The sequence below is a fragment of the Dorea sp. AF36-15AT genome (genome assembly GCF_003477705.1).
Classification (GTDB): Bacteria; Bacillota; Clostridia; order Lachnospirales; family Lachnospiraceae; genus Claveliimonas; species Claveliimonas ammoniilytica.
Window position 1 is genome coordinate 161,542 of record NZ_QUDV01000003.1, and the last position, 20,026, is coordinate 181,567.

The 20,026-nt window shown below is 42.4% G+C and carries 12 protein-coding genes; 2 read left to right on the plus strand and 10 right to left on the minus strand.

Features of this window, described 5'->3' with window-relative positions:
• Positions 1 to 14 precede the first annotated feature (14 nt).
• The gene (locus tag DWZ93_RS06640; RefSeq protein WP_118452364.1) at positions 15 to 1,979 is read left to right on the plus strand and encodes a hypothetical protein; all 1,965 of its coding nucleotides are present in this window, start codon (positions 15 to 17) and stop codon (positions 1,977 to 1,979) included.
• 80 nt (positions 1,980 to 2,059) lie between these two features.
• Here the strand turns inward: DWZ93_RS06640 and DWZ93_RS06645 are convergent, their stop codons facing one another.
• From DWZ93_RS06645 to DWZ93_RS06690, 10 genes are all read right to left on the minus strand, one after another.
• Positions 2,060 to 3,124 carry a type IV pilus twitching motility protein PilT gene (locus DWZ93_RS06645; protein WP_118452365.1) on the minus strand — a complete coding sequence of 355 codons (1,065 nt, stop codon included), beginning with the start codon at positions 3,122 to 3,124 and terminating at the stop codon, positions 2,060 to 2,062.
• A gap of 43 nt (positions 3,125 to 3,167) precedes the next feature.
• Positions 3,168 to 3,710 carry a hypothetical protein gene (locus tag DWZ93_RS06650; protein WP_118452366.1) on the minus strand — a complete coding sequence of 181 codons (543 nt, stop codon included), beginning with the start codon at positions 3,708 to 3,710 and terminating at the stop codon, positions 3,168 to 3,170.
• Positions 3,711 to 3,721: 11 nt separating this feature from the next.
• The gene (locus DWZ93_RS06655; protein ID WP_118452367.1) at positions 3,722 to 4,183 is read right to left on the minus strand and encodes a type IV pilus modification PilV family protein; all 462 of its coding nucleotides are present in this window, start codon (positions 4,181 to 4,183) and stop codon (positions 3,722 to 3,724) included.
• Complete coding sequence (locus DWZ93_RS06660) at positions 4,180 to 4,665, minus strand: DUF4860 domain-containing protein (RefSeq protein WP_118452368.1); 486 nt, start codon at positions 4,663 to 4,665, stop codon at positions 4,180 to 4,182. Before DWZ93_RS06660 ends, DWZ93_RS06655 begins: the two co-directional genes overlap by 4 nt.
• A gap of 3 nt (positions 4,666 to 4,668) precedes the next feature.
• Positions 4,669 to 4,881: a hypothetical protein gene (locus DWZ93_RS14965; RefSeq protein ID WP_243061165.1), complete on the minus strand. Its 213-nt coding sequence runs from the start codon at positions 4,879 to 4,881 to the stop codon at positions 4,669 to 4,671.
• Between the two features lie 172 nt (positions 4,882 to 5,053).
• Entirely contained in the window at positions 5,054 to 6,103 is a 1,050-nt protein-coding gene (locus DWZ93_RS06670) for a type II secretion system F family protein (protein WP_118452370.1), read from the minus strand.
• Between the two features lie 28 nt (positions 6,104 to 6,131).
• Positions 6,132 to 7,055 (minus strand): transglutaminase-like domain-containing protein, encoded by a 924-nt coding sequence (locus DWZ93_RS06675; RefSeq protein WP_118452371.1) that lies wholly within the window; start codon positions 7,053 to 7,055, stop codon positions 6,132 to 6,134.
• Between the two features lie 33 nt (positions 7,056 to 7,088).
• On the minus strand, positions 7,089 to 7,823 hold the full coding sequence (locus DWZ93_RS06680) for a hypothetical protein (RefSeq protein WP_118452372.1): 735 nt from the start codon (positions 7,821 to 7,823) through the stop codon (positions 7,089 to 7,091).
• On the minus strand, positions 7,816 to 8,418 hold the full coding sequence (locus DWZ93_RS06685) for an RNA polymerase sigma factor (protein ID WP_118452373.1): 603 nt from the start codon (positions 8,416 to 8,418) through the stop codon (positions 7,816 to 7,818). Before DWZ93_RS06685 ends, DWZ93_RS06680 begins: the two co-directional genes overlap by 8 nt.
• A gap of 4 nt (positions 8,419 to 8,422) precedes the next feature.
• A complete protein-coding gene (locus DWZ93_RS06690; protein ID WP_118452374.1) occupies positions 8,423 to 9,124 on the minus strand; it encodes a GGDEF domain-containing protein in 702 nt (233 codons plus the stop codon).
• A 330-nt stretch (positions 9,125 to 9,454) separates the two neighbouring features.
• Here DWZ93_RS06690 and DWZ93_RS06695 point away from each other — a divergent pair, with 330 nt between their 5' ends.
• Positions 9,455 to 20,008: a DUF7507 domain-containing protein gene (locus tag DWZ93_RS06695; protein ID WP_158574290.1), complete on the plus strand. Its 10,554-nt coding sequence runs from the start codon at positions 9,455 to 9,457 to the stop codon at positions 20,006 to 20,008.
• Positions 20,009 to 20,026 lie beyond the last annotated feature (18 nt).

Here is a 20,026-nt window from a genome sequence, read left to right on the forward strand (position 1 = left end):
AGGGGATAGTCATCATGAAAAATAAATTGAGTAAACGTGTCATGGCAGGATCAATGGCAGCAGTGCTTGCTGCGGTTGGAGCAGGAACTTATGGATTTGAACAGAAGTCCATGTCAGAAGTGAAGGCAGAAGAGGAAGATACAGAGACTTTGAAAGAGGCAGCGGAAACTGTCCTTGGCGATACAACAACAGAAAGTAACGGAGAAACTTACAAAGATGAATCTGTGTATGTAAATGCAGATGCATCCGGTAAGGTGAAAAAAACAACGGTTACAGAGTGGTTGAAAAATACCGAAAAAGGTTCTGTAGATGACGAAACAGTCCTGGAAGATGTAGAGAATGTAAAAGGTAATGAAAAATATAAAGAAGGATCAGATGATTCGATTGTCTGGGAATCAAAAGGAAAAGACATTTATTATCAGGGAACTACAGACGAAGAGCTTCCGGTAAATATGAGCATCACCTACAAACTGGACGGCAAAGAAATCTCTCCGAAGGATCTGGCCGGCAAGAGCGGAAAACTGGAGATGACAATCAACTATGAGAACAAATCCAAACAGAATGTAGATGTAGATGGACAACAGACAGAGATGTATACTCCATTTACCTTAGCAACAGCAATGATGCTTCCGACAGATGAGTATACGAATGTCACAATCGATAATGGGAAAATCGTATCTGACGGAGATAAAAATATCGTTGTAGGTGTTGCATTTCCGGGATTAAGTGAGGATCTTGGATTAGATAGTTCAAATCTGGATGTTGATATTCCAAGTAGTGTAACGATCACTGCTGATGTAACGGATGTGAGTGTAGGAGCAACTTATACCATGGCATCTGCGAACTTGTTAGACAGCATCGGTCTGGACGATGTAGACAGCTTCGATGATCTGGATGATTCCATTAATAAACTGGAAGATGCAACCAATCAGCTGGTAGATGGATCAAAAGAACTGGCAGAGGGTACAAACACACTGAACGGCAAGAGTGGAGAATTGATCAGCGGTGTGGATAAGCTGGCAGATGGAGTGACAGCATATACGGATGGAGTCGCAGGCGTAGCGGATGGAGCAAATGCTATAAATTCTAATATGGCACTGGTTAAGAATGGCGTAAGTGCAGCGGTAGAAGGAACTGGCAAGTTGGCAACAGGTGTTTCTGGTGTGCAGAGTGGACTTAATACAGTGGCATCAGGCATTAATACGGCTATAGACAACTTGAATAAGTCCAGTGAAAATATTAAGGGACTGGCAAATCAGACAGCATTAACGAATGAAGAAAAACAACAGATTGTCAGTGAGAGTAAGGTATCTGCCGGTCTTGACCAGGCTGGACTGAGTGAGGAGCAGAAAGATGCTGTAAATACCGCGATAGCTAGTGCGGTAAATGCGGCTTCAGATAAGACGAACAAAAAAGTGGCATATGCAGCAAACAAGTACAGTGAAGGAATGTCAGGTGCCGCATCTCAGTTAAGTGCCGCATCTTCAGCTTTGACAATGGTAGATCCGGCTAATCCGACAGCTACAGTTGCTGGTGGAGTTGCAGCAGTTAGTGCAGGTATTGATGAATTACAGACAAAGCTTGGAACCGGAACAGCAGACCAGCCGGGACTTACAACGGGAGTTGAAGCATTAGCATCTGGAGTGAGTCAGCTTGCAGACGGAGCTAATGAATTAAATCAGAAGAGCAGTACACTGAATTCCGGTATGTCTACATTGAAGAATGGCGGTGAACAGCTTGTGAGCGGTGTTGGTGTGTTGGCATCCGGAGCAGATACATTGGCAAGTGGAATTGCAGAGTATAAGTCAGAGGCAATTGACAAACTGGCAGATGCTTTTGGTGGCGATATCAGTAAGGTGACATCAAGAATTGATGCAATGAAAGAGCTCAGTGAAAACTACAAATCATATGCCGGAATCAAAGACGGAATGAATGGTAGTACGAAGTTTATCATCGAAACAGAAGCTGTAAGTAAATAATTGCTAATTACAATAATAAAAGGAGAAGTCGTGCATGAAGTGATTCGTGCACGGCTTCTCCTTTCTGCATTACTGATGATTTATCGTAATCTTCGTTTTAACATCTCTGGATTGGTTGCATAGGTCAGAGCTGTTTCTTCGGTAATTTTACCGTCTTTATATAATCCAAGAAGACTTGTGTCCATAGAAATCAGGTCATTATTCGCAGAGGAATAGATCAATCCGTCAATCTGTGGGATTTTGTTATCGCGGATCATATTGCGAATTGCCGGGGTAACGGTCATGATTTCAAATGCAGGTACCTGTCTGCCATCGGTGGAAGGTACTAATTGCTGAGAAACGACTGCCTGAAGTACCATGGATAACTGGACTGCGATCTGACGCTGCTGGTTCGGTGGGAATACGTCAATGATTCGGTCAATGGTATTGGCCGCACCGATGGTATGCAGTGTAGAGAAGATCAGGTGACCGGTCTCGGCAGCAGTCATGGCTACCTGTGTAGTCTCATAGTCACGCATTTCTCCGAGGAGAATGACATCTGGGCTCTGTCGCAGAGATGCGCGAAGAGCAGTAACGTAACTCTCAGTGTCGGCATTAATCTCTCGCTGGCTGACGATGCTCTTATCATGCCGGTGCAGGTATTCCAACGGATCTTCCAATGTAATGATATGTTTTTCCTGTGTGTGATTAATATGGTCAATAATACACGCCAGTGTAGTGGATTTACCATTGCCGGCCGGTCCGGTTACCAGAACAAGTCCCTTGGAATAATTGGCAAGATTAATGATGCGTTCTGGAATGTGTCTTTCGCGGCGATCCGGAAGTTCAAAAGAAATGACACGGATAACGGCAGAAAGTGATCCGCGCTGTTTGAAAGCACTGACACGGAAGCGAGACAGATTCTGAACAGAGAATGAAAAGTCATCGTCTCCGGTGCGGATCAGAGTGTCCATATCACGATCATCGGCCAGCTGATAAATCTGCTTCAGAAGAAGGTGTGTATCGTCTGGCATCAGGCGTTCGGTATTTTCCATGATGATACTTCCGTTCAGTCGGATCGAAGCCGGGCGTCCGGCTACGATAAAGATATCGGATGCATGCAGGGCAACTGCTTTTTTCAGTAATTGCTGAGTAGTGAGATCCATAAAGTCCTCCTTATATGTGTGTATTATAAGATATAAGCATTTGCTATTTGTTCATGAGATTAAGGGAATTATCACCGTTCCATTCGCGGGTTGCAATGACCTGCCAGGATGAGATCTGGTACAGCACCGGCTGTGAAATTTCAGATGTATCTTGTGATGTATCTGCTGCATCTCCGGTCGCATTAGCCGGATAGAGCACATCGAGACTGACCTGTAATGCCTGTGAGTCACTGAGATCATTTTTCCAGGACAAAGTCATTCCGGAGTCTGTTTCTGATAAAGAGACTCCTGTAGCATCTGCATAATGAGCACGGATTATATCATAATAAGATGCCTGGTCGGGCGCGTCTCGCCATGCAGTCTGTAGGACTTCGTCAATGGAAGCAAGCTGCTCCTCGGCTTGATTCGATGCTTCATAATAATCGTGGACATGAGTGGCGGATTTTTTCGCAGCCTGATGATCGGATACGGCAGTTGATAATGAAAGCGCGGCAAATGTAACCATGCATAGCACGATCAGAATCATCATCAATGTGACGGAGCCAATATTTGTGATTGGAAATTTGCGTCGGTTCGAAGCGTCCATACGATCTTCTTTTATCCTTTCTTTGTATAAAGTTCTAAAGTAAGCTGATCAATTGTAGTATCATCCTTTGTCCGGGATGTGGTAATTGTGTAAGTTCGAATATTTTTGCTGTTCAGGTCACTGCCTTGAATCAGAAGTGTATAGGCAGCTTCTTGTTCGGAACAGTTCTCCCAGTCATTGTTGAAGTAGAGCGTGTACTGTTTTTGATCCACTGATACCAGAGCATACTCTGTGTTTAAGAGATTGACCGTCTGCTCGGAATCGTCGAGAACAGCGCTATCAGCCGATTTCAGGAGTTCTGCTACGTTTTCTATATGTGACATAGCCTGGTTCATATCCGAAGCCTCCTGGCTTAATGTGTGCGCCTTGGCAAAGGAGCGTAAACATACGGCACTTACCATAGCGAAGAACAGGATGGCAATCATAATCTCCAACAGAAAGAGTCCGGAACGATTATTGGATGTTCGATTCATGAGTGACTCCTTTCTGACAGGATACGGCTGTTTGTAACGCCTTCAGTGTCGGTAATAGTAATGCGATATAAGCCGTTATTAAGCTCAGCGACTTTGAAATCCGAAGCTTCGATAATATTCTTGCCCGCATTCAGGGATACATCGGTATCATCACGTACGAAGAGCTCTTTGAGCCATCCATCGGATACATAGATGTAAGTGGTAGAATTGATGCCGTCGGATGAATTTTTCAAAGCCAGGCACTCGGTACCGTCTAAGGTCATGACAGCGATGTTGCCCGCTACATCGTTCTGACGTATCTTTTCTTCAACGTAGGAAAGAGGTGTATCGGTGCGGTAATGGGCTTCTGCCTGCTCCGTCTGTCCGGTGTAAATGTGTACGGACAGGATCAGTACAACCAGCGAGGAGGCGGCGAATACAAAGAGTACAGCCAGAGGGAAGATCAGGTCGATCACATGGGATCTGTTACGATGAAATCTCATGACCTAGTTGCCTCCTTTCCGCATGATGGTGATATCAGGCATGATATTGGAGCCGATTGGCTGATAATCTACAAAATATTTGCTCTCGTCGTAGTGGAGACCGTAGTGTTCTTTCAGGTAATCCAGACTCTCCGGGTAAGAACCTTCTTCCGCATAGCAGCGGGTTACGCTTCTGGTAACGGCTGTCTGCAGAGTCTGGATGCCTTCTGCGTCCACTTTTTTCTGTATGGATGTGAGCCCCATCCAAAAAAACAGAAAAATAACGAGAAAAACAACTAAAGAAATGATTATATTTCTAATGTATGAAGTTTGCGATTTTGTCGTAAAACGATGAGACATAGTATGCGCATCCTTTCTTTCAGAAATATAGGGTTATCCGTTTCTGATTTTATAATCCTGCCATAATACTGATCAGTGGAAGCATTACAGAGAGCAGGATCAGACCTACGATCAGCGACAGGATGATTACCAACGTAGGCTCGATAGCTGCGATAACGCCGGAAAGTCTGGTGTTGATTTCTTCCTCGTACTGATCGGCAATCTTGCGCATCACTTCGTCCAGCATACCGGTCCGTGAGCCGAGTGATGCCATTTTTGCATACAATCCGGAGAAAACACCGCGCTTTTGAAGTACTTCACAGAGGTCTTCGCCATCAGCTACGTCTTCGGTACAGAGTTTCAGACGCTGATGAAAATTATCATCTTCAATCAGATCATAGGTGAGCTGCAGACATTCTTGAGGAGTGAGTCCGCTGCTAAGTGTCAGCGCCATGCCATTGGCAAAACGACTGGAAGAAATGCGTTCTGATAAGGTGCGCATGCCCGGCAGATGTCTTGCCCAGGTACGAAGTGTACGATGTCCGCGTTCCGTGCGGAACAGGTAAAAGAACAGAATGATCAATACCGCACATACAATGGCACAGGCGATCGCATGAGAATTAAGAAATTCGCCCGCCTGTAAGATAGCGAGGGATAATCCGCTCATTTCACTGCCAAGCTGTTTAAATACCTGATTAAAGATTGGCATGATTTTGGTGATCAGAACGAGGATAACTAAAAGCATCATCAGGATCATGATCAGCGGATAAGTGACAGCACTGCGGATCGTCTGATTTAAAGCAGCTTCCTTATCATAGTAATCGGAAAGAGAAGCCATGACTTCGTCCAGACGTCCGGCCTGTTCGCCAAGTGTCACCATATGTACCATATAGTCCGGAAATGCACCTGTGCTTTTCAGTGACTGAGAAAAGTCACCTGTCTGAATCAATGTATCGTTCAATGCTGTGAGAAGATTCTTCTCGTCAGGATCATCGACATCTTCCAGGAGAATGGAAATACCTTCTACGGAAGAAATTCCGGATTTTAAGATCATCGCCATCTGGGAACAGAAAGCGGCTGTTTCTGTATTAGACAGTGGTTTTATGTATTTGTCTGACATAACTGCTCCTTTCCAATATCAGTGAGTATCAGTAAGTATATTTTACGACATAGTGGCTTCCGTCACCAACATATTTCTTGACGGACTTGCTGTCGTTATTAGCGCCTAAAGTGGGATCCATAATCTGCCAGGAATCCCCGTCAAATTCTATAATATTATCTACCCAGCCCTTGTCATCCACATAGGTGCTGATCCAGGCGTGATAGGTGTCTCCGGAATAACCGACTTCCAGCTTGGTCGGAATGTTCTGTGACCGAAGCATGGCAGTCATTAACGCAGCATAATCAAAGCAGATACCAGTTCCGGAAGCCAGTGTGTCATCCACATTTGGCAGATATCCGTAAGATACATTTTGCGCTTTTTCTTCATCATAAGAAATATTTTTGATTACAAAGTTATAAATATTTTGCACTACTTCCAGGTCTGTCCAGGTGTCTTCTGCGAGCTCGCTTCCTTTTTTTACGGCATTAGAATCAGCCTTGAAGTCTACGTATTGGTTCGGGTAAAGAAATGGCAGGAATTCATTTTCAATCTGGACATCAACGGTTTGCTCTAACGATAATACGTACGAATCGCCGCCGATATTTTCCATCACCTGTATGGAATAGCTGCCATTGCCTGCAGTAAGTGGAAATGCAGTATAATTCCCGTGTTCTGTGATCAGGTAGGTATAACAGTTCTGATCAGGTCCTGTAATCTGCAGCTTGACCTTTTCGCAGGAACCGTTGTAATTGACCATCACATAGCCCTGAGAAGTATTGCTGGCATCAACGGCTGCAACGTCATTCTGGTACACTACAGCACCGTCTGCGGCGGGTGTCAGTACCTGCGGTGTGGAGTCCCGCTTAGGACCGGAATGATCCGCTTCAGAGGAGCCGGAACCACCACATCCTGAAAGGAGGATGCCTGACAGAATGACAATGATACATGCTAAGCTGGTCATTTTCTTCATGTCAAGATCCTCCCTTTAGTTGTTGTAAATGATTTAGTTGACCGGAGATAAGAGCAAAGTAAGCTCATTGCCGGCATTGTCCGGAATAGTCACAGTAGTCGGATTGTCCGGAATGCGGAATGCGATTACGCCAGTGTCGGTGTTAACTGATTCCGGAGTGATACCGGTGATGTGATCGTAATCGATTCCTGAAAACGTATCCAGTATTTCCAGATACACGATACCGTCCTGCGAGTAAGAATTAACCAGTTCCGGCTTGTCTGTATCCAGATGGCTTACCTGATAGGTTCTGGTGACAGTCTGCCCATTTACAGATGCGGCGGTGATTGTCAGCGTGCCATTCTGCGTGATTTCGGCAGAATAACTGTGAGAGCCGGTTTTGGTAAGCGCGATCGGACGCCCGTCCAGATCAGCGCTGGCATCGCGGATCGGAAGCAGAGTCTTTAATTCAATATCGTAGACTGCATTGGTGGCAGATTTAACGTTCTTGCGTTCTGCAATAATGGTCGGATGTATAAACATCAGTGGTAAAAGTACCAGAAGTATCGTAAATATATACGCCAAAAAACGTCCCAGACTGAAGGAAGGCTTCTTGTAATTGCCCCACGATTCCAGCACTTCGACGGGAATGGAACTCGGATCCATGTCACAGGCATTGAATACATTGTTCAATAACTGATTGGCAGTCTGAGTATCCAGTGTAGGGATCTCTGCGTTATTCAAAGATAATTCTTCTGACTGAAATGTTGGTATGTTATCTTTAGACAAAACTAATCCCTCCTTTCTCCTTGCCGAGCTTGGCTTCCAGGAGTTTCTGTCCTTTGTGGAGTCTTCGCTTGATCGTGCTGCGGCTGCAGTCCATGGCATCTGCGATCTCATCAATCGCCATGTTGTTGTAATAGCGCATGATGATTGGTTGTGCAAACTGCTGTGGCAGCGAGTAAATAGAGTTGATCAATTGCTGTTGTGTGTCTTTGGTAAGTGCGTATTTTTCCGGATTGGACTCTGTGCTGTAATCGACACAACGATGATAGGGAATTTTTTCATCAGATGTATCGAACTGAATATCCTGTTCCTGCCGCTTCATCTTCTGAGTGGTGTCGAAACAGATGCGGAATGTAATCTGGTGGAGCCATGACACGAAAAGTCGTGGATTCTTCAGTGTATGAATATTTTTCAGTACCAGAATGTAAACATCCTGAAGAATATCCTGAGCCAGATAGGAATCCTTGGTATACTGATAGGCAAAACGATACTGCTTCTGATAGGTGGCAGTATACAATTCTGCAAATGCGTCACTGTCGCCCATCTGCGTACGTTCTACAAGTTTAGCCAGATAGTCATAATCTAATTCCATAGCCATAGAATCAGCTCCTTTCAACGGTGGCTGACTTCGGAATGCGGGAATTAGCAAGGGAAATCAGTTTGGTGATCTGTTCCAGATGCTCGTCACGGTTCATAGCTTTACCAATCCTATATTCCATGGAAATGGAGTCAGAAGCCTGATTATACTGATCTACCCGGTCGGTTACGCGATCGAGAAATGTATTCAGCTTTTCGTCAGTACAATTCTCAAAAATGGCAAGAAACTTATTGCCGCCATTACGACCTACAAAACAGAGTGAAACAGCTGCTGTTGATAAAATGCCGGAAAAATCTTTTAAAACTTTATTACCGGTTCGGTGATCGTATAATGTATTGATCTCCGGAAGATTCGACAGGTCGATCATGACACAGGCGATGTCATCCGGAAGCTTCTTGTCATAATACTTTTCAATAATCGTGTCACAGCTGAAACGGTTCGGAATGCCGGACAGTGGATCGGAGTACGCCACATCGTAAAGATTGTGGTAATTCATTTTCATGGAAGATATTAAACTAAAATCGATTAAAAGAAATACAAAAGTGACTAATAACACTGCCCATACAATGATAAAAAGTACGGTGGCAGGGGTAGAGTCAAAAATATACTGCTTCACTTCCGGCTGCATCAGCATATACAGACTGACAGCAGTCAATATGATCAGCAAGATTAATTGGACGATTTTGAATGTGTTAAATTTCTTCATAGAACCTCTCCTTAAATGTATCTAAAGGTATAACCACCCAATTATTCGCATATTGTAGGATTGCCATCCCACTTTTATGCTCATATTAGGGCGGGCCAAATATCTTTCATCCACTTATGAGCAAGTTCATATGGATTCAGACCTTTTACCTTTGGCATTTTATAATGCAAGTATATCACAAAAATAAAAAAAGGAGAAAAAATGTAAAAAAAAATGGAAAAAAATGGAAAAAATGAACCTTTTTAGTAGAAAAAAGCGTCTTTATATTATGAAAGGAAAAATTCGACTATAGATAGAATGTACAAACAAGAAAAGAAGGGGGAAACGCATATGAAAAAGATGAAACGGTGGCTGGCGTTAGTTCTTGCAATCGCATTAGTAAGCACCAATGCGATATATCAGTTAGGCACACATATGAGTGCCAGCGAGAGCAGCCAGGATACCAGCGTGTCTGAAGAACAACCACAGCAGGAAGAGCAGGCTGTGGACAGCCAGACGCAGGACACTACAGAGCACACGGATAGCGGGCAGGCATCTGTTCAAGAGGTAACTCCTGAGCAGAGCGCGACAGCTACCACACAGCAGGCACCTGATGCACAGCAGGCAACTGATCCGCAGCAGACAGAGAAAGCACAGGCAGATGTCGCAAAGACAATAGCCGTGAAAATCCAGAAAAGTGATGTGGACGGCGGTACTGTCAAGGTAGTGAATGCAGATGGCAGTAAAACTGATGTAACCTATGATGGTAATAATCAGTATGCAAAAGAAGTAACAGAAGGAGAAAGCTTTGGCTTCGAAGTTACTGCCAAAGATGGATATCAGGTAGAGCAGGTAACAGATCAGAATGGAGCAGCAATTCAGCCTGCATCTGTAAACGGAAATGTTTCTACATATAATGTAACAGATATCCGGTCTGAAAAAGTTTTTTCTGTTACTTATAATAAGGTAGAAACTCAGACAGAAGAGAAGAATGGTGAGAAAAATGGTGACGATTCGTCAGCTTCTAAGGATGCAGAAGTTACAGTTGTTCCAGAAGAGAAAACTGGTGAAGACAACAATGAATCAACATCCGTTAAAGAAGAAGCTGAAAAGAAGTCAGATGAGAATGTTGTTGAAGCAGAGCCGGTAGAGGATACGAAAGAAGATAGCAGCTTATTGGATAAGTTCAAAGGCTGGTTTGCAGGTGAATCTACAAAGACTGTTAGCGAACAAAACACTGTAACAGTTGGACAGACGATTAAACTTAATGGTACAAGTAATAGTTCATGGTATTGCAATTACAGCCAAGAGTGGAAGTCAAAAGATACGAACATTGCAACTGTAAGTAATGACGGTACAGTAACGGGCGTAAGTGCGGGAAAAGTTACAATTAGTCATAAATATTGCACAGCTAGTCATGTATATAATCGAAAACATGATACCGAAACAGAAAAATATGAAGTTACGGTTGTAGCAGCTCCAAAGCCAACTGGAATTTCAATTAGTGGAAATAGTAGCGTTGAACGATTCAAATCTATTGACCTCAAAGCAACATTAGAACCAGCTGGTGCCAATGCTGATATTATTTGGACGTCTTCTAATGAAGAGATTGCAGAAGTCGATGATGGTACAGTAAAGGGCGTTACAGCAGGCGAGGTAACAATTACAGCAACAACTGATGTAGATGGCAAAAAACTCAGTGCGACAAAGAAAGTAACTGTTACAGAAGCAAAAAAGACGCACACGGCACTTCTTTACTATCTGAAGACACCGACATCTGATCCTAAATCTAATGATACAGATCAGTGGGGATCACAGGCAGGAACATGTGAGATTTCTACGAATGGCCTTGCATGGGACTCAGCAGGTAAGAACAGTTTTGATAATGTGGCGAGCCGAGTATTGAAGTGGCCAGATGGTTCAACCGGCAGTAGTTGGGAAATTACGAAGTCATATGACGGTGGTACACATTGGAATGCGATTTTCAATGCATTTAAGGCAGCCACAAGTGCTGAAGTGGGAAGAAATATTACTGAAGATGATGTAGAAGCTATTATTATTCACCCATATAAGATATCAAATAATAATGATGGTATGCATGTGGACTGTACGGTAGAAGTAAAAGTAAAAGGAATTATCACAGCTACATATTATCTCTATGATGCTGGTAATGATGCTACCGGATTTACATGGTTGGAAGCAAAGCAGTATCGACTTGAAAATGGTGAAATAGCTGTTGCGGCACCGACAACGAATTGCCCGGATACTAAGACCGTAGATGGAAAAGATTATGTATTTGATGGTTGGTATGCAGGAAGCTATGGTTCAGGTGAAAAAATCAATTATCCAGATACGGTAAGTGAAAATATAAATTATTATGCAAAATATGTTCGCGCAAATCTTGGATACACTGTAAAATATTACCTGAATGGAACTGAGACACCGGTTGCAACAGATAAGACTGGAACAGCAAAACGAGATGGTGCAACAGTAACTGAGAATCCAATTAGTATTGCTGGATATACAGCAGTGTCTACAGATTCAAAGAGTATTAGAGTTCAGGAAAACGGAACAAATGAAATCATTTTCTACTATTATAAGAATGTAGAGCTGACAGCGAATAATGCATCTCAGAAATATAATGGAACAGAGTATCAGGTATCAGGTTATAGCGGAGCACCGGAAGATGCAGACTTTAGCAATATTACAGTAAGTGCAAAAGGAACAGATGCCGGAGAATATGATGCGAAATTTGCAAAAAATGTAGTTGGAACAATTGATGCTACAGGAAAGTATATTGTTACGAATACAACAGATGGTAAATTAACGATTACTCCAAGAAACGTTACTCTGACATCTGGAAGTGACAAGAAGGAATACGATGGAACAGCACTTACAAAAGATGGAGTTACAGTAGGTGGCGATGGATTCGTAAGAGATGACGGAGCAACATATGCTGTGACCGGAACCATCACAAATGTAGGTGAGAAAGATAATACATTTACTTATAAGCTGAAAACGGGAACAAAAGGAAGTAACTATGAAATTACAACAGTTCCTGGAAAACTCAAGATCACACCGTGTACAACAAAGATCACTGTAACAATTACAGAAAACAGTGGCAGCGAGAAGTATGACGGAACAGAAAAGACAGTTACAGGTTATACTGTAACAAGTATCAGCAATAAGTTATACAAAGAGAGTGATTTCTCCTTTACCGGTGTTGAAGCACACAAGACAGTAAGTGGAACGAATGCAGGTTCATATGATATGGGACTGGTATCTACCGATTTCACGAACAATAATGATAATTTCGCTAATGTGGAATTCAAGATTGTTGATGGAAAGCTTGATATCGCACAGAGAAAAGTGACACTGACATCTGGAACAGACAGTAAGACTTATGACGGCAAACCGCTTACAAAAGATGGAGTCGCAGTAAGTGGTGATGGCTTTGTAAAGGGTGAGGAGCCAACTTACAATGTAACTGGAACGATTACAGATGCCGGAACAGTAGACAATACATTTACCTATACATTTGCTGAGGGTGTAGTGAAAGAAAACTATGCCATTACTAAGGAAGAGGGTACATTAACAGTAGCTCCGATCGATAAAGTCGTAGTAACTATCACAGGTAAGAAAGACCGTACGACATACAATGGAAAAGAGCAGAATGTAAAAGACTACGAGGTATCTATTTCCAATGCAAAGTATAAAGAAAAAGACTTTGAATTCACTGGAAAAGCTATCGCAAAGGGTACAGATGCCGGAACGTATAAGATGGGATTAAAGGCTTCTGACTTTAAGAACACGAACAAGAACTTTAAAAATGTAGAGTTTGAAGTTACGGATGGAGAACTTACGATTGATCCTAAAGAAGTGACTTTAACATCTGGAAGAAGTGAGAGAGTATATAACGGAACTGCACTTACAAATAAGAATGTGGCTGAAAGCGACAACGGATTTGTAGGAAATGATGGAGCAACTTATGAAGTAACCGGAAGTCAGACTAATGTTGGTGAGAGTGAGAATACATTTACCTATAAGTTAAAGGATGGCACAAAGGCTAAAAACTACAGGATCACAACTGAGTATGGAAAGCTGAAAGTTACACCAGTTAATGATGAAGTGACAGTAACCATCACTGAAAATAGTGACACAGCAAAATATGATGGAACTGAAAAGAATGTTACAGGTTATAAGGTGACAAGCATCAGCAATCCGGCGTATACCGAAAGTGATTTTGCGTTTACAGGTGACGAAGCACATAAGACTGTAAGCGGAACCAATGCCGGAACATATGATATGAATCTGGTAGCTGGCGATTTTGCTAACACCAGTGACAACTTTACGAATGTTAAGTTCGTGATTGAAGATGGAACACTTGTAATTGCGAAGAGAGCTGTAACCCTGACATCTGCAACCGCTGAGAAGCCATATGACGGACAGCCGCTTGAGAATCACAAAGTAACAGTTGGCGGAGATGGATTTGCAACTGGTGAAGGCGCAGCATCTTATAATGTAACTGGAAGTCAGACTGTTGCAGGCGAGAGCGATAATACATTTGAAGGATATACTTTGAATGAAAACACACTTGCAGATAATTATACGATCACAACTGCAGCCGGAAAGCTGAAGGTTACACCGGTTACAGATAAAGTAACCGTAACAGTCAAAGAGCACAGTGGAAGCGGTACTTATGATGGAACTGAAAAGACAGTTGCAGGTTATGACATTGTAAGCATCAGTAATCCATTATATACCGAAAATGATTTTACATTTAGCGGTGAGGCAACAGTCAAAGGTACAGATGCCGGAACTTATAACATGGAACTGAAACCGGAAGACTTCACAAATAAGAGTGCTAATTTTACAAACGTAGAATTTGTGATTGAAGATGGAACACTTGTAATTGCGAAGAAAACTGTAACCCTGACCTCTGCAAGCGATTCAAAACCATATGATGGCAATGCACTTACAAATGATAAAGTTACCGCAGAAGGTTTTGTGGGAAATGACGGCGCAACATATAATGTGACCGGAACTATCACAGATGTAGGTGAAAAGGTTAATGAATTCACTTATACATTGAATGAAGGCACAAACAAGGACAACTACGAGATTACAACTGTGTTTGGCAAACTTGTAATTACACCGAATGCAGATCAGGTTGTTGTAACTATTAAAGAGAATAGTGAAACCGTAACATATGACGGAGAAGAGCATACAGTTACAGGCTATACGGTAACAAACATCAGCAGCACACTGTATACAGAAAATGATTTCGAATTCGTTGGAGCTGATACAGCGAAGGAAGTGAAAGGAACCAATGCCGGAACATATGATATGAATTTAAAGGCATCTGATTTCCAGAATAAGAATGAGCAGTTCAGCAATGTAAAATTTGTAATTGTTGATGGTAAGCTGAATATTTCCAAGAGATCAGTGACACTGACGAGTGCATCTGCAAGCAGACCATACAATGGCAAAGCACTTACGAACAATACAGTAACAGTTAGCGGCGAAGGCTTTGCAAACGGCGAAGGTGCAAAATATGATGTAACCGGAACAATCACAAATGTAGGTAAGGTTGATAATACATTTACTTACAATCTGAATGAAGGGACAAACAAAGACAACTACGAAATCACCAAGAACACAGGTAAGTTGGAGATTACATCAGTTACTACAGAAGTTACAGTAACAATTACGGGTAATATAAAAACAGATACATACGATGGAACAGAGAAGACAGCTAAAGGTTATGAAGTATCTATTGACAATGAACTGTATACGAAACAAGATTTCAGTTTCGATGGTGAAGCGATAGCAAAGAGAACCAATGCCGGAACTACAATGATGGGACTGAAGGAGAGTAACTTTGCTAATGCCAGCAAGAACTTCACGAATGTCAAATTCGTAGTCATTGATGGTAAAGTTGCAATCGACAAACGTAATGTTACATTAACATCTGCAACAGACAGTAAGCAGTATGATGGAAAGCCGTTGGCTAAAAAAGAGGTAACAGTTGGTGGTGATGGATTTGCAGGTATGGAAGGTGCAACCTATGATGTGACCGGAAGTCAGACAAAAGTAGGAAGCAGCAATAATACATTTATCTATGTGTTAAACAAAAATACAAATGCCGATAACTACAACATTACAACGCATGAGGGAACCTTAACAGTTACCAATCGTGATGCGAAGTATAATGTAACACTTGTTGCCAACAGCAATACTGGTAATATTTACGATGGCAGCGAGAAGAGCGCAACGGGTATCCAGACAGATGAATTCGAGATTGACGGAGTAAAATATAAAGTCAGCGGATATCAGACATCTGATCCTACAGCAACAGATGCCGGAACATATGACAATGTGATTACCGGAACTTACAAGGTTATGGATCCGGAAGGAAATGATGTAACAGATCAGTTTGCAGTAGCAACACAGAATGGAAAGCTTGAGATTGCAAAACGTAAAGTTACATTAACATCTGCAACAGACAGTAAGCAGTATGATGGAACACCGCTTACGAAAAAAGAAGTTACAGTTACCGGTGATGGCTTTGCAACAGGAGAAGGTGCTACATACAATGTAACCGGATCACAGACAGCCGTAGGAAGCAGCAAGAATACATTCAGTTATAAATTAAATGATAATACAAAGGCTGATAACTACGAGATAAAGGAAGAACTGGGAACCTTAACGGTTAATGACCGTGCAGTGAAATATGAGATCACGGTAGCAGCAAACAGTGATACAGTACTATATGATGGTAACGAGCATACTGTAGAAGGACTTAAGGAAAACACATTTACACTGGATGGCGTGAAATATACAGTCAGTGGACTGACAGCAAAGGCAACTGGAACAGATGTTGATGAGTATACGAGCGAAATCAAGGGAACAGCTGTTGTGACAGACGAGGCTGGCAATGATGTAACAAAACAGTTCATCGTACACAAGACAGATGGCAAGCTTATCATCAATCAGAGAAAAGTAACACTGACCTCTGCATCAGATGAAAAGAAATACGATGGCAAGCCACTTACCAACGGTGAAATTACAGTTGGTGGAGATGGTTTTGCGACGGGTGAAGGTGCATCTTATGATGTGACCGGAAGCCAGACGATTGTAGGAAGTAGTGATAATGAGTTTACTTATACACTGAATGCTAATACAAAAGCGAAGAACTACAACATTACAACTCATAAGGGAACCTTAACAGTTACTAACCGTGATGCAAAATACGAGATTACGGTAGAGGCAAACAGTGCAACAGCACCATATGATGGTCAGCCACACAGTGCAACAGGACTTAAGACGGACACATTTGTTGTAAACGGAGAAACCTATACCGTCAGCGGACTGGCAGCAGAAGTGACTGCAACTGATGCAGATGAATATGCAAATACTGTAACAGGAACAGCAGTTGTAAAAGATGTGGCAGGTAATGATGTAACAGCTCAGTTTGAAGTTCATACAAAGAACGGAAAACTTACAATTACCAAGAGAACTGTAATTTTCACATCTGCAACAGATAGCAAACCATATGATGGTAAACCACTTACAAACCACGAAGTTACAGTTACAGGCGATGGTTTCGCAGAAGGAGAAGGTGCAAGCTTTAACGTAACTGGAAGCCGTACTCTTGCAGGAAAGAGTGATAATACATATGAGTATACTCTGAACAGTAATACAAATGCAAAGAACTACAATATTACAAAGAATACAGGAACTTTAACGATTACAGACAGAGAAACGAAATACGATATCACAGTAAGAGCGAACAGCAAAGATACAACTTATGATGGAACTGAACAGACAGTTGTCGGATTTGAGCAGACAACATTTGTGGTGGATGGCAATACATACACAGTCAGTGGAATAAGTGCTGAAGCAAAAGGAACTGATCAGGGCAACTATCAGACAACAATCACCGGAACACCGGTTGTAAAAGATACATCCGGAAATGATGTGACATCACAGTTTGAGGTGAAGACAGTCAGCGGCTTGCTGAAGATTGCCAAGAGAGATATTACAATTACAGCAGGAAGTGCACAGGCTATTTATACAGGCACAGCATTGATATGTAATACATCTCAGATCACAGCAGGAAAACTTGCGACAGGAGACAACTATACTGCAACAATCGCAGGAAGCCAGACGCTGGTAGGTTCCAGTGATAATATCATTACTTCAGTAACAATTAAGGCTGACAAAGATGGTCAGGAAAAGGATGTAACAAATAACTACAACATTAAGCTTGAACCTGGTCTGCTTACAATTACAGACGGAGCACCGGAGACTCCAGTTGATCCATCCGTAGTTGTTAATAAGACACATGATGAGAACCAGACATACAAGGCAGGAGACGTTATCACATTTACAATTACAGTTAAGAATATCTATGATGAAGTGAAGACGATTACTCTTGCAGAGCAGGAAGGTGTAACACTTGATTCAGAAGTATTTGAAAATGTAGAACCAGGAAAAGAGATTACAGCGACAGCTACTTATACAGTAACCGAAGCTGACATCGTAAATCGAACATTTACAAATAATGTAACTGCAAGATTTAGTGGAGTAGATAAGGAATATACAGGAACAGATACTGTAGATGAGTTTGAAAATCCAAATCCACATATGACAATCACAAAGACAACGAAGGATGTGGAGGAGAATCACATTTACAAGCTCGGTGAGACAATCAAATATGTAATTACAGTTACAAATGACGGAAACCTCACACTTACAAATGTTAAGGTTGAAGATGCACTGACAGGCAACGCCGGACAGAATGCATGGACAATTGATACATTTGCACCTGGCGCGACACAGACATTTGAAACAAGTTATGTAGTAACAGAAGAAGATGTGCTGGCTGGAAAAGTTATCAATAACGTAACTGGTACAGCAAAAGATCCTACAAATCCAGATGAGCCTAAGACACCGGTAACACCTGGTGAAAAAGAAGATTCGGTTGAAACACCGAATCCAAGCTTAACAGTCGTTAAAACATCTGATAAGACTGGTCAAGTGAAACTTGGCGATGAGATTACATACACCATTACCGTAACAAATAATGGAAATGTAACAATCAGCGGAGTAAAACTTAATGATTCCTTAACAGGAGATAACTGGACACTTGGCAACATCAAACCGGGCGAGACAGTAACTAAGAAAGCAACATACACCGTAACCGAAGCAGATATTATCGAAGGACAGATCGTGAACCATGCAACAGCAACAGGTAAAGATCCAAGCGGTAATGATGTGACAGGCAAAGGTGAAAAGACAGTTACTACAGAAGAAAGTAATCCACACATTACAGTAACAAAAGAAACTACAAGTAGACCGAAGAACGGTGAGACATACGCACTTGGCGAAGAAATCACTTATAAGATTACGGCTAAGAACACAGGTAACCTTACATTAAAAGATGTGAAAGTCATCGATGAGCTGACAGGTCTTGAAAAGACAATCAAGGGCGAGTTCAAACCGGGTGATGAAGAGACGTTTGAGACAAGCTACACAGTAACAGAAGCAGATCTTGGAAAGACAGTTGTCAATGTGGCAACAGCAACAGGAAAGACACCTGATTCAAATAAACCGAAACCGGGCGTAGATCCTGGCAAGACAGAGGATCCTACAGATCAGAAGAAACCGGCGATGAGCATTGAGAAGAAAGTCATCGATCAGAAAGAGAAATATGAAATCGGTGATACTGTCAAATACGAGATCACAGTGACGAATACTGGTAACACAACTCAGAACAACATTCTGGTAGAAGACCAGATGAGCGCAGCCGGACAGGCAGTGATCACGAAGGTTGACGGAGCGAACGGAACGATTGATGGAGCAAAGGTAACATTGGATACACTGGCACCTGGCAAGGCAGCAACAATTACTGCAGAGTACACAGTTGTGAAAGCAGATCGCGGAAATACAATCACGAATGCAGCCGTTGCTAAGGGCGAAGGGGAAATTCCGAAGACACCGGATGTACCTGTAGATGTTGAAGATGTATACGATATCCATGTAGTACATGCATTTGCGTCGGGTAACGAAGGTGATGTGACATTACCGGCAGATTACACTATTGAGAATCTGAAGCCTGGAACAACGAAAGATCTGATCGCAGAAGCTGTAACAGGATATGTAGCATATCCGGGCACACAGAATGCGACTATTATTGATGGAGATATTACCGTTACATTCTTATACTATAAGGATGAAATCGGAACAGATCCAAAGAATCCGGATCAGCCGGATGGAGTACCGGATGAGTTCCAGAGAGTTGTAAGATTCGCAGCAGTGAATGGTACCGTATCTATCGATCATGCAGTTGTAACATTATATGGCGAAGATGGCAAACCGGCGAAGAATGGTGTTGGACATCTGTCAGCAGAGCAGATTGCAGCAGCAACAGCTAATACCGGATACGATCAGTCAAGCTTAAGCTGGTCACCGGCTACACCGACGTCATCATACGATATTACCGATGAAATGACATTTACAGCAACATTTACGGCAACACCGGCAGTTCCAAATACGCCAAACACACCAACCCCACCGGCTACACCGAATCCGCCGGCAACACCGTCAGATAACCCGGGCGTACTGGATAGGGTTGTAGATACAATCAAAGATGTAGCAGCAGACGTACAGGAAGTATTCAGCTCAGATGATGGAGATGTGCCGTTGGCTAACCAGAATTTGGATGAGCATAAGTGCTGTATCCTTCATTTCCTGATCATGTTGCTGACAGCAATTCTTTACGGATTCTTCACACACAACATGAAGAAGAGACAGAAGAAGAATTTCGAACTTCGCGAAGAACTGGATACCGAACTGGTAAAGAGAGGACTTCCAACTTCAAAGGAGCAGAAGAATAGCTAAGGAACAGCAAATGATGAA